Origin of the sequence: Pseudomonas paralactis (assembly GCF_001439735.1) — a bacterium.
Taxonomy (GTDB): Bacteria; Pseudomonadota; Gammaproteobacteria; order Pseudomonadales; family Pseudomonadaceae; genus Aquipseudomonas; species Aquipseudomonas paralactis.
Map to the genome: position 1 here is coordinate 102623 of NZ_JYLN01000004.1, position 14041 is coordinate 116663.

At 61.5% G+C, this 14041-nt stretch carries 12 protein-coding genes; 7 read left to right on the forward strand and 5 right to left on the reverse strand.

Going from position 1 to position 14041, the window contains the following annotated elements; all coding sequences use genetic code 11:
- The first annotated feature begins 139 nt into the window (after positions 1-139).
- A complete protein-coding gene (locus TX23_RS12040) occupies positions 140-1141 on the forward strand; it encodes an ABC transporter substrate-binding protein (protein WP_057702355.1) in 1002 nt (333 codons plus the stop codon).
- A 103-nt stretch (positions 1142-1244) separates the two neighbouring features.
- Here TX23_RS12040 and TX23_RS12045 read toward each other — a convergent pair whose 3' ends face one another.
- Positions 1245-2165 (reverse strand): LysR family transcriptional regulator, encoded by a 921-nt coding sequence (locus tag TX23_RS12045; RefSeq protein ID WP_057702356.1) that lies wholly within the window; start codon positions 2163-2165, stop codon positions 1245-1247.
- 182 nt (positions 2166-2347) lie between these two features.
- Here TX23_RS12045 and TX23_RS12050 point away from each other — a divergent pair, with 182 nt between their 5' ends.
- Positions 2348-3253 carry a TauD/TfdA dioxygenase family protein gene (locus tag TX23_RS12050; RefSeq protein WP_057702357.1) on the forward strand — a complete coding sequence of 302 codons (906 nt, stop codon included), beginning with the start codon at positions 2348-2350 and terminating at the stop codon, positions 3251-3253.
- A gap of 125 nt (positions 3254-3378) precedes the next feature.
- Here the strand turns inward: TX23_RS12050 and TX23_RS12055 are convergent, their stop codons facing one another.
- Positions 3379-4986 (reverse strand): alkaline phosphatase family protein, encoded by a 1608-nt coding sequence (locus tag TX23_RS12055; RefSeq protein ID WP_057702358.1) that lies wholly within the window; start codon positions 4984-4986, stop codon positions 3379-3381.
- Positions 4987-5655: 669 nt separating this feature from the next.
- Positions 5656-6600 (reverse strand): LysR family transcriptional regulator, encoded by a 945-nt coding sequence (locus TX23_RS12060; RefSeq protein WP_057702359.1) that lies wholly within the window; start codon positions 6598-6600, stop codon positions 5656-5658.
- Positions 6601-6755: 155 nt separating this feature from the next.
- On the opposite strand from TX23_RS12060, the gene TX23_RS12065 reads away from it, so the two are divergent.
- Positions 6756-9071, forward strand: a complete 2316-nt coding sequence (locus TX23_RS12065) for a TonB-dependent receptor (protein WP_057702360.1) — start codon at positions 6756-6758, stop codon at positions 9069-9071.
- Here TX23_RS12065 and TX23_RS12070 read toward each other — a convergent pair.
- Together TX23_RS12070 and TX23_RS12075 are read right to left on the reverse strand one after the other, a co-directional pair.
- Positions 9042-10229, reverse strand: coding sequence for a CynX/NimT family MFS transporter (locus TX23_RS12070; protein ID WP_057702361.1), 1188 nt, complete (start codon positions 10227-10229; stop codon positions 9042-9044). The genes TX23_RS12065 and TX23_RS12070 overlap by 30 nt on opposite strands.
- Positions 10216-10677 carry a nucleoside deaminase gene (locus TX23_RS12075; RefSeq protein ID WP_057702362.1) on the reverse strand — a complete coding sequence of 154 codons (462 nt, stop codon included), beginning with the start codon at positions 10675-10677 and terminating at the stop codon, positions 10216-10218. The genes TX23_RS12070 and TX23_RS12075 overlap by 14 nt, the downstream gene beginning before the upstream one ends.
- Positions 10678-10781: 104 nt before the next feature.
- On the opposite strand from TX23_RS12075, the gene TX23_RS12080 reads away from it, so the two are divergent.
- From TX23_RS12080 to TX23_RS12095, 4 genes are all read left to right on the forward strand, one after another.
- The gene (locus TX23_RS12080; protein ID WP_057702704.1) at positions 10782-11633 is read left to right on the forward strand and encodes a LysR family transcriptional regulator; all 852 of its coding nucleotides are present in this window, start codon (positions 10782-10784) and stop codon (positions 11631-11633) included.
- Between the two features lie 235 nt (positions 11634-11868).
- Positions 11869-12681 (forward strand): energy transducer TonB, encoded by an 813-nt coding sequence (locus TX23_RS12085; RefSeq protein WP_057702363.1) that lies wholly within the window; start codon positions 11869-11871, stop codon positions 12679-12681.
- A gap of 49 nt (positions 12682-12730) precedes the next feature.
- On the forward strand, positions 12731-13453 hold the full coding sequence (locus tag TX23_RS12090) for a MotA/TolQ/ExbB proton channel family protein (RefSeq protein ID WP_087149501.1): 723 nt from the start codon (positions 12731-12733) through the stop codon (positions 13451-13453).
- A gap of 1 nt (position 13454) precedes the next feature.
- Entirely contained in the window at positions 13455-13856 is a 402-nt protein-coding gene (locus TX23_RS12095; RefSeq protein ID WP_005783751.1) for an ExbD/TolR family protein, read from the forward strand.
- The last annotated feature ends 185 nt before the right edge of the window (positions 13857-14041 follow it).

Here is a 14041-nt window from a genome sequence, read left to right on the forward strand (position 1 = left end):
ATAACGCTCTGGAGCCTGTGTATTCGCTTGCATAGTCCAAAAAGCTATTAAATTGTGAATTTATAGTATTTAAAGTTTTGTATGCGCTGTGCCTATTTTTTGTTCCCCAGGCGACCGTCGCCCACCAGGAGCTGCGCTTATGAAACTGCCCTTCAAACGTTTGATCAGCCTGTTTGCCGGTACCGCCCTGGCCGGGTTGGTGCACGCTGCGGACCTCAAGGAAATTCGCATCGCCGTGCCCGACCTCAGTGCCGGCAGCCAGCACAGCGGCGGCGGCATCACCGACGTGCTGCGTGAGCAGCAAATCTATGAAAAAGCCTTTGCCGACCAAGGCATCAAGATCCAGTGGAATTACTTCAAGGGCGCGGGTCCGGTGATCAATGAAGCCTTTGCCAATGGCCAGGTGGACCTGGCCTATCTGGGTGACCTGGCGGCGATCATCGGCCGCTCCAATGGCCTGGATACTCGCCTGCTCAGCGCCACCGCGCGTGGCGTGAAGCATTACCTCGGCGTGGTGCCGGGCTCTGGCATCAAGACCCTTCAAGACCTCAAGGGCAAACGTGTCGCAGTGTTCCGTGGCACGGCCAGCCAGTTGTCGTTCGACAGTGCACTGGCCAGCCAGGGCTTGAGCGAGAAGGACCTTAAGGTGATCAATCTGGACTTCAACGCGGCCGCTGCCGCCCTGGCCGCCAAGCAGATTGACGCGACCTGGGGCGGCTCTACCCTCACGGCGTTGCAGGCCAAGGGCTTGGCAGAAATACCGCTGACCACCAAAGACCTGGGCGATGCCGGCAGCATCCAGGCCGTGCTGGTGGGCAGCGCCAAGTTTGTCGATGAACACCCCGATGCGGTGGCCAAGCTGCTCAAGGCTCAGCAGCAAGCGGTGCAGTGGTTGACCGATGACAACAACAAACAGGCGTATATCGAACTGGTATCAGGGCTGGCCAGTTACCCGCCGGTGATCCTGACCAATGATTTGAAAGACCAGAAACTCAGCGAGATTTTCCCCTCGACCCTGGACCCGGTGTTCCTGGGCAAATTGCAGGATGCAGTGGATTTGGCTTCGAAGGAGAAGTTGATTCGCAGGTCGTTTCAGGTGAGTGACTGGGTGGTGCCTGGGCTGGTGGCGGCGGGGCTCTGAGCTTGTCGGTGCCTGGGCTATCGCTATCGCAGGCAAGCCAGCTCCCACACTTGAACGTGTTCACCGCTCAAAGTGGGAGCTGGCTTGCCTGCGATGAGGCCCTTCAAACCGCCACACTTACCTGCTGACTATCCACCTCCACCAGCATCTCAATCATCGCCTTCGCCGCTGGCGACAACCGCGATCCCGTGCGGCTGACGATCCCGCAGCGTGCACTCATGGTCTCCATATTCTGTGGCAGGTTGCGCCAGTGCAGCAGCACCAGCACGCCCTGGGCGATGTCTTCGGCAAAGGCTTCCTCGGTGCCAACGCCGATGGCATTGGATTGCAGCACAATCCTCACCAGCGCCGGGAAGTGCTCGGTCTGGATGCTCGGGGAAAAATCCATGCGCCCGCTCAGGTTCGCCAGCAGTTTGCGAATGCCTTGGGAGATCAACGGCGCCGCCAGCGGGTAGTCGAACATATCGTTGGTCGACAGGCTGTCCTTGGCCAGCAAGGGGTGGCCGGGGCGGCAGAAAAACACCCCGCGTTTGGGGGTGAGCGCACGGGTCTGGAAATTCGGGTCGGCCTCGAACTGGCGGATGTCGGCGATAAAGAATTCAATCTCTTCACGGCTGAGGCTGCGGCTGAGGGTCTCCCAGTTATCCACCTGGAAGCTTGTGCGGATTTTCGGGTGGGCATTGATAAACCGCGCCACTGCATCCGGCACCAGTTTCACGGCGGGCGCCGGGCCGCAGCCGAAGCGCAGGTCGCCGGCGTCGAGCTTGGTCATGCGCGTCACTTCACTGCTCAGCAGCGCTGCACCATGCACCAGGCTCAGGGCATGTTGCAGCACCACCTGGCCTTCGGGTGTGGGGCGCAGGTCCTTGTGGCCACGGTCTACCAGCACGCAACCAAACTCCTGTTCCAGCCCCTGAATGCTGCGGCTGAACGCCGGTTGAGTAATGCCCATGGCGTCGGCGGCACGCACGAAACTGCGGTGTTCGTTGAGGGCGATGAAGTAACGCAGTTGGCGAAGATCCATATGCTTTCCCGGCATTTTAAAAATAGGTCGAAGGCATTTGCGACCGAGCAAGCTGAGGTTTTAAATGCAAGCTCTTATTCCGTCAACGAAGCACTCGTTAATCTGCTAGATCTAAAAGGCATATGAATAGAGCGTTGCCGGAACGCATCTCCACCATTCGCAGGCACATGAGGGTCATCACAATGAGCAACGCCGCATTAGCCGTTCAACCCGTCGCCCACGCACTCCACATTCACCCAGTGGCCGGCCGTATCGGCGCCGAGATCCGAGGTATCAAACTGTCCGGCGAGCTGGATGCCGCCACCGTCGAAGCCATCCAGCAGGCGCTGGTGCAGTACAAGGTGATCTTCTTCCGCGAACAGACCCACCTCGATGACCAGAGCCAGGAAGCGTTCGCCCACCTGCTTGGCGAGCCGATTGCCCACCCCACGGTGCCGGTGCGCGATGGCACGCGGTTCCTGATGGAATTGGATGGCACTCGCGGCCAACGCGCCAATTCCTGGCACACCGACGTGACTTTCGTTGATGCCTATCCTAAGGCTTCGATCCTGCGTTCGGTGCTGGCGCCTGCTTCCGGCGGCGACACCGTATGGGCCAACACAGCCGCTGCCTACAACGACCTCAGCGTGGAGCTGCGCGCACTGGCTGACCACCTCTGGGCGGTGCACAGTAACGAATACGACTACGCCGCACGCAAACCCGATGTGGCGGTGGAGAAGCTGGAGGAATACCGCAAAGTATTCACTTCCACGGTGTATGAAACCGAACACCCGGTGGTGCGCGTGCATCCGGTCAGCGGCGAGAAAACCCTGTTGCTGGGGCATTTCGTCAAACGCCTGAAGGGCTACTCCCAGACGGAGTCGACGCAACTGTTCAACCTGCTGCAAGGCCACGTCACCCGCCTGGAAAACACCGTGCGCTGGCGCTGGAATACCGGCGACGTGGCGATCTGGGACAACCGCGCTACCCAGCATTACGCGGTGGACGACTACGGCACCCAGGAGCGCATCGTGCGCCGGGTTACGCTCAAGGGCGATGTGCCGGTGGGTGTGCAAGGGCAGCGCAGCCAGACCACCAAAGGTCTCTAAGCCAGGTTGGAGATCAAAATGTGGGAGGGGGCTTGCTCCCGATAACAGAGTGTCAGTCACAGCATCTTTGACTGACCCAATGCTATCGGGAGCAAGCCCCCTCCCACATTTAGACCGGTGCCGTTCTACCAAACGCCGATCTGCACCACTTTCTCTGCCTCTGGTTCCCCATAGCGAAACCATTGCCCGCGCACCTCAACCTCCGTGTGGCTGATGGTGGTGCGCCGCTTCAACCCGCGCAGCCAGTCGAACAGATAACCCAGGTGCGTCTCGCGCACCTCGGCATAGGCGGGATCGCTGCCCAGATCGTGCAGTTCTTGCGGGTCATTTTCCAGGTCGAACAGTTGCGGGCGAAAGCCGTCGTAGGCCAGGTACTTCCAGCGCTCGCTGCGCACCATGGTCATGCGGCAACGGTCGATGGGTTGCTCCAGGCGCTCACGAGCGGGGGCCTGGAAGGCGTAGTCGTATTCGGCAATGGCATAGCTGCGCCAGGTGGGTTGTGCGCCCTGCAGCAATGGAATCAATGAGCGGCCTTCCAGGCGATGGTCGGCGGCGGGCAAGCCCAACGCATCGAGAAACGTCGGCAGGGCGTCGATGGTTTCCACCAGGCGTTCATCCACGCTGCCACGGGTGATATCGGCACTGGCCCGTGGGTCACGCACTATCAGTGGCACACCCACCGCCGGCTCCAGCAGAAACTCTTTTTCACCGAGGAAATGGTCACCGAGGAAGTCGCCATGATCGCTGGTGAACACGATCAGCGTGTCGTCCCAGCGGCCGTTGCTTTGCAGAAAATCAAACAGCCGCCCGAGTTGATCGTCGATCTGTTTGATCAGGCCCATGTAGGTGGGAATGACCGTCAGACGTACTTCATCGCGGGAGAAATTCAGGCTCTCCTGATGTTGGCGAAACGCTTGGTACACCGGGTGATCGCTGGTGTGCTCAGGTTGAATCGGCGCCTGCACATGCTCGGCGCCGTACAGCGCGTGATACGGCGCGGGCGCGATGTAGGGCCAGTGCGGCTTGATATACGACAGGTGCAGGCACCAAGGCTGTTCACCTTGTTCGTCGATAAAGTCGATGGCGCGGTCGGTGGTATAGACGGTCTCCGAATGTTCTTCGGCCACCCGTGCGGGTTTGCCGGCGTTGCGCATATGCCAGCCGCTGAGCACTTCGCCGTTCTCACCTTCGGCGGCGTTGGCCCATTCATGCCACGGGTTGCTGCCGTTGTAGCCGTGATCACGCAAGTATTGGGTGTAGGGCGCGGACTCGCGCTTATCCTCGAACAGCGGGCTGTCGGGATAGATGCCGTCGTGACGCAGGTACGCGTCGAAACCGACCTCGTTGAGTGGCTCGGCCTGGGCACTGTCGGGGTCTATCTGCAGGCGCTGCAAGGCCTCAAGGTTCGGCGTGGCGTGGGTCTTGCCCACCAGGGCGGTGCGGATGCCGTGGGGGCGCAGGTAGTCGCCGATCGTCAGCTCTTCGAGCGGCAGCGGCACTGCATTCCACGCCACCTGATGGCTGCTGACATAGCGCCCGGTGTAGGCCGACATGCGCGACGGGCCGCAAATGGTGCCCTGTGTATAGGCCCGACTGAAACGCACACCGGCGGCGGCCAGGCGGTCGATATTCGGCGTGTGCAGATGGGCATGGCCGTAGCAGGACAGGTAGTCGCGGCGCAGTTGGTCGCACATGATGTAGAGCACGTTGCGCACGGGTTTTGGTTCAGACATGGAGGTTCACCGAACGAAGGACAGGAGCGTTTTTTCGCCGTTCGTAGGGGGGGCTGGCAAGTGCATTTGAGGTCTGGATTTTATGCAGTGAGTGCATGGGGTGGCTGCTGGTGTCATCGCAGGCAAGCCAGCCGACACTCATCTACCTGACACTCCGCGATCAAATTGTGGGAGCTGGCTTGCCTGCGATGACGGCCTCACAGCCGGCCCCTATCTATCTGACGCCCCGCGATCAAACTGTGCGGGCTTGCTCGCGAAGGCGGCCTGCCAGCCGACCGGGATGTTGGATCAGACCGAGTACATATCCGTTATTTTAGGTAACGGCCACTTAGGGTTCCGCCCTGACGGCGGGTCACTTTGGAAAAGAGCCCCAAAGTAACCAAAGGGCTCTTGCCCCACCACTCGGCACCTCGCTTGGGCTCGGTGTGCCCGTAATCCGCCAGTGATTTGGGGGGCCGCCGCCACGCGCCATCCATGGCGCGGGGCGGCTAAACCGGCATCCCTGCCGGTTTACCCCCCAAATCCCTGTCGAATTCCGGCCAGCGTGGTTTAACGGGGCGCCTGAGATCAAAAGCAAAAGCAGATCAAGAGCGACTCGCTTCGCATCGTGGTTACTTTGCTGCTGCAGCCCACAGGTTGTGTAAATAGCAATGCCGTGATGACGCTTCATCAGATGGCAACATTTTCCAGTGCGCACACTTCCTCATCCAACTCATCAATCTCCTTGATCTGCTCAATCATCGCCTGCGCCAGCGGCGACAACCGATACCCTGCGCGGCTGACGATCCCATAGCGGGTGTAGCGCTCCTCCAGGTTTTCGTCCAATCCTTCAATCTGCAAACACACCAGTTCGCCGCGCGCCATGTGCAGCACATCGCTGTTGGCGCTGACGATGCCGATGGCGTCCGAGCGCAGTACCACGCCCATCAGGCTGTAACCGTTTTCGCACTCCACATTGGGCTGGTAATCGGGCCGGCCGCTGAGGTCGACGATGACTTTGCGCAGGTTCGGCGGGCGGATGGTCACTGCCAGCGGGTAGCTCATCAGTTCGGCGGCGCTGACGCTGTTGCGCGCGGTCAGGGGGTGGCCGGCGCGGCAGCAGAAGTACCAGCGACGTGGGCGCAGGCGGTGGGTGTGGTAGTCGGGGTTGGCTTCGAAGTGGCGGGTGTCGGCGACGAAAAATTCGAACTCTTCGCTAAGCAGGCGTTTGCCCAGGCTTTGCCAGTCGTCCACCTGGAACTGCACGCGGGCCTTGGGGTAGCGCCCGATAAAACTGCCGATGGCGCGGGGGACCAACCCACCTGCCGGGGCCGGGCCGCAGCCGAAGCGCAGCTCGCCAGCTTCCAGGCCGTTGAACTGGCTGATTTCGTTGGCCAGTTGTTGTGCGCCGCTGACCAGGCGCCGGGCATGTTCGAGCAGCACCTGGCCTTGCTTGGTGGGCGCCAGGTCCTTGCGGCCGCGGTCCACCAGTTGGCAGCCGGCGCTGTGTTCCAGGGCCTGGATGCTGCGACTGAACGCCGACTGCGACAGGTTCACAGCCAAGGCTGCCGCGACAAAACTGCGTTGTTCAGCAAGGGCGATGAAGTGGCGAAGCTGGCGCAAGTCGATATGCATTTTTCACATCAAAAATATCCGGGAAATGCATTGGCTATGCATTAGGTCGACTCCTTATAAAGGCTATCTCTTATGCAGTAAATGTTCGTAAAAACATAAATAAATAACCTTTAGGAATATCTGGCGACGGATATCTCCGGGTTTTGGAGCCGCTTATGAGTCTGTTCAAGTCCTTGCCCCTGGCTGTGTTAGTGGCTGGTAGCAGCAGTTGGTCACCGTCCCAGGCCGCTGAAACACCCGCGCCTGCCGGCAAGGGCGAAAGCGCCAGTGGCCAACTGGAAACTGTCACCGTGACTGCCCGGCGGCGTACCGAAAGTGCCCAGGCCGTGCCGACGCCCATGAGCGTGCTCGGTGGCCAGGCCCTGGAAACCCAGCGGGTGTACCGCATCCAGGATTTGCAGCAACTGGTGCCCAGCGTCAACGTCGCCTATATGCATGCGCGCCAGTCCAGCGTGTCGATCCGCGGCCTGGGCAACAACCCGGCCAGCGATGGCCTGGAAGGCAGCGTGGGGCTGTATATCGACAACGTCTACCTCGGGCGCCCGGGCATGGCGGTGTTCGACCTGATGGACATTGAGCAGCTTGAAGTTTTGCGCGGCCCCCAGGGCACGTTGTTCGGCAAGAACACCACCGCTGGTGTGATCAATATCAGTACGCGCGCGCCGAGTTTTACTCCCGAGCGCAGCATCGAAACCTCCTTGGGCGAGGACGGTTATTTCCAGACCAAGGGCACGATTTCCGGCCCCCTGACCGATGACCTGGCGGGGCGTTTCTCGGCCTATCGCACGCGCAGCGACGGCGACATCAAGAATGAACACGACGGCCATGATCTGAACGGCGGTTCACGCCAGGGCTTTCGCGGGCAACTGCTGTACAAGCCCAACGAAGCGTTCAGCCTGCGCTGGATCGGTGACTACAACGAAGAAGACTCCAGCGCCGGCACCCGCGTGCTGTACAGCACCGGCCCGACCATCAATGGCACCAACCTGTATCAAGCCCGGGCCAATGCAGCAGGGGCGACCCTGGTGGATGGCACCCATCGCAAGGTCAACCTCGACAACGACCAGCACGTCACGGTGTTCCAGGGCGGTACCTCGCTGGAAGCCAATTGGACGCTGCCCAGCGACTTCACCCTGACCTCGGTGAGTGCTTACCGCTGGTGGAACTTCACCCCGCGCAACGATGATGGCCTCAACGTACCGGCGTCGTATAACGCCGGGGTTTCGGTGGAAGATAAGCAGTGGTCCCAGGAATTGCGCCTGGCGTCGCCCAGCGGTGGTTTCTTCGATTACGTGCTGGGCGCCTACTACTTCGGCTCCAAACTGGATAATAAATCCTTTGCTTATTACGGTCCCAAGGCCGATATCTGGAATGGCACGCCGACCGGCGCTTTGAACAATGTGAGCAGCGTCGGCAACGGGCATATCCGCACTGACAGTTTTGCGCTGTTCGCCCAAGGCACCTGGCACCTGACCGAACGCCTGGATTTCACCGCCGGCCTGCGTGGCACCTACGAAGAAAAAAGCGCCTGGGTCACTCGCAATGCGCCGCTGGGTGGCGCTGCGGTGAGCGGTGCGGCGGCCACTGCACGGCGTGGGCGTACCGGGGCCTATGACTCGGGCGACCTGTCGCAATACAGCGCCACGCCTTCGGGGCTGCTCAACCTCAGTTATCACTTCAATGACAACCTGCTGGGCTACGCGACGCTGTCCCATGGCGAAAAATCGGGTGGGGTCAACCTGGCGGTAGGTTCTGCGCCCACGGCCGGGGCCGACTCGTTGCTGATCGGCACCGAGCGCGCCAATAACGCCGAGTTGGGTTTCAAAAGCACGCTGTGGGACCGCCGCCTTCAACTCAATGCCAACCTGTTCTGGACCCAGGTCAACGGTTACCAGACCAACGCCTACGACCAGGACAACCGCGTGCAGTACCTGACCAACGCCGGTTCCGTGCGCTCGCGGGGCGTGGAAGTGGAAAGCACCCTGGTGCCGATCAAGGGCCTGACCCTGAACATCAACGGCTCCTTCAATGACGTGACGTACCTGTCTTACAAGGATGCACCGTGCCCGCCGGAAACCAGCCTGCGTCCCGGTGCACCGGCATCCTGCGACCTGACCGGCCACCAAGTGGTGGGCGCCTCGAAGTGGATCGCCAACGCCAACGGCGAGTACAAGTGGAACCTGGCGAACGGCTTCGAACCCTACGTCACCGCCAGCTACGCGTTCCGTTCCAAAGCCGTGGGCACCGTGGAAGATTCCGACTACGGGCAGATCCCGGCGTATGCGGTGGTCAACTTGTCGACCGGCGTGCGCGGCAACTATGACCAAGGGCAGTGGGACGTATCGCTATGGCTGAAAAACGCCTTCGACAAAACCTACTACACCACCCTGTGGACCGGCGGTAACGGCGGCTACGAGGGCCTGCTGGGCACGCCGCGCACCTTAGGCGTGACTGGGCGCTACGACTTCTAGGTCGGTGCGATAGGTGGCCGGGCTGAACACCCGCGTCACCAGCAGCATCGCCACCACCGTTACCGTCAGCACCACCCAGGCACTGACGAAATTGCCGGTAAGCTCGCGCAGCCAGCCGGTCAGCCACGGCGAAATCGCATTGATCAGAAAGCCCACACCCTGCACGAACGCCGCCAGTTGCCCGGCCTGGCGTGGGTCGCGATGGTGGTCGAGGGTCAGCAGCAGGCTCAGGGCAAAGCACGCCCCTAACCCGAAGCCGCACAAGGCCACCCACAGGTGGGGATATTCCTGCGGCGCAATGATCAGGCCGAGGTAGCCGATGGTTTGCGCCAGCAGGCTGATGCTGAGCAATGGGCGGCGGTCGATACCGCGTTGCGCCAGCACCGGCATCAGCAGGGCGGCCGCCACCTGAAAAATTGTCATGAATGCCAGCAATGAACCGCTGGGCAGCACGCCCCAGCCCAGTTGCTGATAGTAGGCGGGCAGCCACGCGACCATGCTCATGTAGCCGCAGTTGACCAAGCCGAAATACAGCGCCAGCAGCCAGGCGCGCCGGTTACGCAACCCTTTGAACGCAGGCGCCTGCAGTGGGTTTCGCGCGGCGCCCAGCGGTAGCCAGGCCCACAGCAACAACGCCCCCAGCGCCGGCAAGAGCCACACACCCAGGCCTGCTTGCCATTGCTCGAAATGCGTGGCTACCACCGGGCTGAGCAGCGCCGCCAGCCCACCGCCGGCCATCAGCGAGGCCGAATACACGCCCATCGCCACCGGCACGCGGTGATGAAATTCGCGCTTGATCATCGCCGGCACCAGCGCCTGGATCAGTGCCACGCCCGCACCGCCGAGCAGCGCGGTAACCAGCAGTGCAGAAGCCTGGCCCATCAGCCAGCGCGCCAGGCACGCCAGCAGAATCATCAACAAGCCCAGGGCGATGCCGCGACGCTCGCCCAAGCGAGCCTCCACGCGCACGCCGACCAGTGCCACCAGCCCCATGCATATCACCGGCAGGCTGGTGAGCAGGGCGCTGCTCTGAAAGCTCAGGCCGGTGGCCTGGCGAATCTCGCCGAGCAGTGGGCTGATGGAACTGAGGATCGGGCGCAGGTTCAGGCCGAGCACCACCAGCAGGCCCCAGCCGGCGAGGGATTTATTCAGGGTCATGCAGGGTTTTCCACTGGTGATACAGCGCAGTCATTGCGGCATCGGGCCGGTGCTGAATGGGCAGGCGTTGCGCGCCGATAGGCAGGCCGACCTGTTGGCTGATGGCTACGGTCGACAGGCCGTACGGCTCGGCCATTTCGTTGCTGGCGGCAAACACTACGCGCTCGACGCCGCACAGGTACATGGCGCTCAGGCACATCGGGCAAGGCTGGCCGCTCGCGTAGATCACACACCCTTCCAGGCGTGCACCCAACTGCCGGCTCGCTGCGCGGATCGCCAGCAGCTCGGCGTGGGCGGTGGGGTCCTGGGTCAGGTGGATCTCATTCACGGCTTCCACCAGCACTTCACCGTTGCGCGTCAGCACCGCACCGAAGGGGCGGCCACCTTGGGCGACGTTGGCGCGGGCCAAGGCGATAGCGCGTTGCAGGTGTGGTTGATCGTCGTTCATACAAGGCCCCGGGCGCGATGAAAGGTGAAGTATGGTCAGCCACCGGGGTATGCTGAAATTAAATATAAACATGCCAATCAGTGGCAAACGCAATGGTGATGACGTTGTTCGATCCCGTGTTGTTGCGCAGCTTTGTCGCCGTGGTGGACTGCGGCAATTTTACCCGCGCCGCCGAGCGCCTGCATTTGACTCAATCCACCGTCAGCCAGCAGATCCGCCGTCTGGAAGACGCAGTGGCCTGTCAGTTATTGGATCGCGATCAGCGCCGGGTAGTGGCCACCGCCGAGGGTGAGCGTCTGCTCGCGTATGCGCGCCGTATTCTCGCGTTGCACGAAGAAGCCGCCGACGTGCTGATCAACCAGCAAAGCGACGGCGTGTTGCGCCTCGGCGTGCCGGAGGATTTCGCCGCCGAGCGCCTGATGCCGCTGCTATCGGCGTTTGTGGTGGCCTATCCACGGGTGCGACTGGAGGTCACCAGCGGGCTGGGCCCTGAATTGCAGCGCCAGTACCGGGGCGGTGAGTTCGATGTGTTGCTGGTCAAGCAGATGGGCGACAGCGACGACTGTGTGGCGTCGTGGCCGGAGCCCTTGTATTGGGTCGACAGCCTGAGCACGCCGGCGCTGGGGCGTGACCCGCTGCCGCTGGTGGCTTTCCCCGTAGGCGGCCTGTATCGCAACGACATGCTGCACCATCTTGAGCGTGCCGGTTGGCGTTGGCGCATCGGCTATTCCAGCGCCAGCCTGGCCAGTGTGTGCTCGGCGGTGGCGGCAGGCTTGGGCATCAGTTTATTGCCAGAACGGGTGTTGCAACCGGGTCATCGCATACTCGGCCCAGAAAGTGGCTTGCCAGCTGTTCATGGCGTGCGATTGGCCTTGTATGGTCGCAGTGGCTTGGGCGCAGCGGGCCAGAGTTTGTTGGACGAGTTGCTGGCCTTGTGCAGTGGAAACCCGCACTGAGCTCATACCTTTGCCGAATATTTTGTATGCCTTTAAAGCATTGAAAAACAACGGCTTGAAGCCAGGCCACGGACCACGTGGCTTTGGTGTGATCGGCTGTTTTATTTATGCGTTTTTGTTCTATATATAACTTTAAAGATTACTTTAAGAGATAAGTGTCTGGCCCCGATGATTCAGCCCTCGACGGGCCTTCACGCTGGCCCGTCGGTTTTTCAAAACCGTAGGGAGTGAATCAATGGGCAATGTCCAGACCGCCGCCAGTGCACCCGAGGCGCAGTGGCGCCAGGCACCGAGTGGTGAGTTGGTCGACCTTGGCCGGCCGCATCGCGCGCCGTTGGGGCAATTGCGCCTGCAGAAGACCCCGAAGCGCTTTTCCAGCCGCCGCGAAGGGATTTTGCTCGGGTTGCTGGTGTTGGTGCTGCACGGTGCAGTGATCTATTGGGTGAGCCAGAAACCCACACTGGTGCTGCCGATTGTGCCGCCGGAAATTCCGCCGATGACCATCGAATTTTCCCAGCCGGCGCCGCCGGTGGTTGAACCGCCACCGCCTGTACCGCCACCACCGCCTCCGCCTGTGGTCGAGCCACCGCCGCCAGTGGTGGATGAGTTGGCGGCCAAGCCGGCGCCGCCCAAATCCATTGCGAAACCCAAACCCAAGCCCGCGCCTAAACCTGCGCCCAAGCCGGTTCCCAAAGTTGTCGAGCAGCCGCCTGCGCCACCGACGCCTGCACCACCCGCTGCGCCCGCACCTGTGGCGCCCGCACCGGTGACGCCGGCTTCGGCCAACGCCGCCTACCTGAAAAACCCTGCGCCGGAGTACCCGTCACTCGCTCAGCGTCGTGGTTGGGAAGGCACGGTGCTGTTGCGGGTACAGGTGCTGGCCAGCGGCAAGCCGGGAGAGATTCAGGTGCAGAAAAGCAGCGGTCGTCAGCAACTCGATGACGCCGCATTGGCCGCCGTGAAGCGCTGGAGCTTTGTACCGGCCAAGCAGGGTGATGTGGCCCAGGATGGCTGGGTCAGCGTACCGATCGATTTCAAGATTCATTAATTATTCGGCCGCGGTGTGCACACGCTGCGACCTGCACAAGAGGAAAAACATCATGGCATTAGCGTCTCCACTTGAATCCATCGAAAGCGCGGTGATCTGGCTGCTGGTGGTCTTTTCGGTCGCCACCTGGGGCCTGGCCCTGCTCAAGGGCGTGCAGTTCGGTCGCCTCAAGGCCCAGGATCGCAAGTTCCACAAGCAGTTCTGGGCGGCATCGAGCCTCGACTCGGCCGCCGAACTCGCCGAAACCCAGCCCGGTGCCGCTGCGCGAGTGGCCCAGGCCGGTTATGCGGCGATCCAGGTGGGTGATACCCCTCACGCTGCGGATCTGAGCCAGGCGATCAATCACCAGGACCGCCTCGAACGCGCCCTGCGCCAGCAAATCGTGCGCGAGCGCCGCTCCCTGGAAACTGGCCTGGCGGTGGTCGCCAGTATCGGCAGCACCTCGCCGTTTATCGGCCTGTTCGGCACTGTGTGGGGGATCATGGAAGCGCTGAAGGGGATCAGCGCTGCCGGGTCCGCCAGCCTGGAAACCGTGGCGGGGCCCATTGGCGCGGCGCTTGTGGCGACCGGTGTGGGGATCGCCGTCGCGGTGCCTGCGGTGCTGGTCTACAACTATTTCCTGCGCCGCCTGAAGCTGACAGCGGCAGACCTGGATGACTTTGCCCACGACTTCTACAGCCTGGCGCAGAAAAACGCGTTCCGCGTGCTGCTGCACCCGGTCCTGACCAAGGCCGGCGCCGGCAGCCCGCAGAAAGTGAAGGAGGCGTCCTGACATGGCCTTTTCCACGCAAGACAGTGATGAGGTGCTGAGCGAGATCAACGTCACGCCGCTGGTGGACGTGATGCTGGTATTGCTGGTGGTGTTTATCGTCACCGCGCCGCTGCTGACCAACTCGATCCCGATCAACCTGCCCAAGACCCAGGCCGTGGCGCCGGTTGAGCAGAAAGACCCGCTGGTGGTGAGCATCGATGGCGCCGGCAAATTGTTTATCAACAAGGACGAAATCCAGCCGGATCTGCTGGAATTCAACCTGCAGTCGGCCAAGGCCAAGGACCCCGATGTGCGGGTGCAACTGCAGGCTGACGATGGAGTGAACTACGGCGAAGTGGCACGAGCCATGGCGTCGATTGAGCGCGCGGGCATCACCAAGTTGTCGGTGATCACCGCACGTTAGTTTCAAAAAGTCTCGACAGTTTTTGGGCCGCTTTCCTTGGCAGGGTGCGGCCCTTTTTTTATTTAAGCATTGCCTGTTTACAGATGTTGCACAGGAAAAGAATTTACATGTTTCCGAGCGTGCAATTCTCGGTTGCATGATTATGCTGGTCGGCGCATAGAGTGATTTAATTAATGGAGTAATTG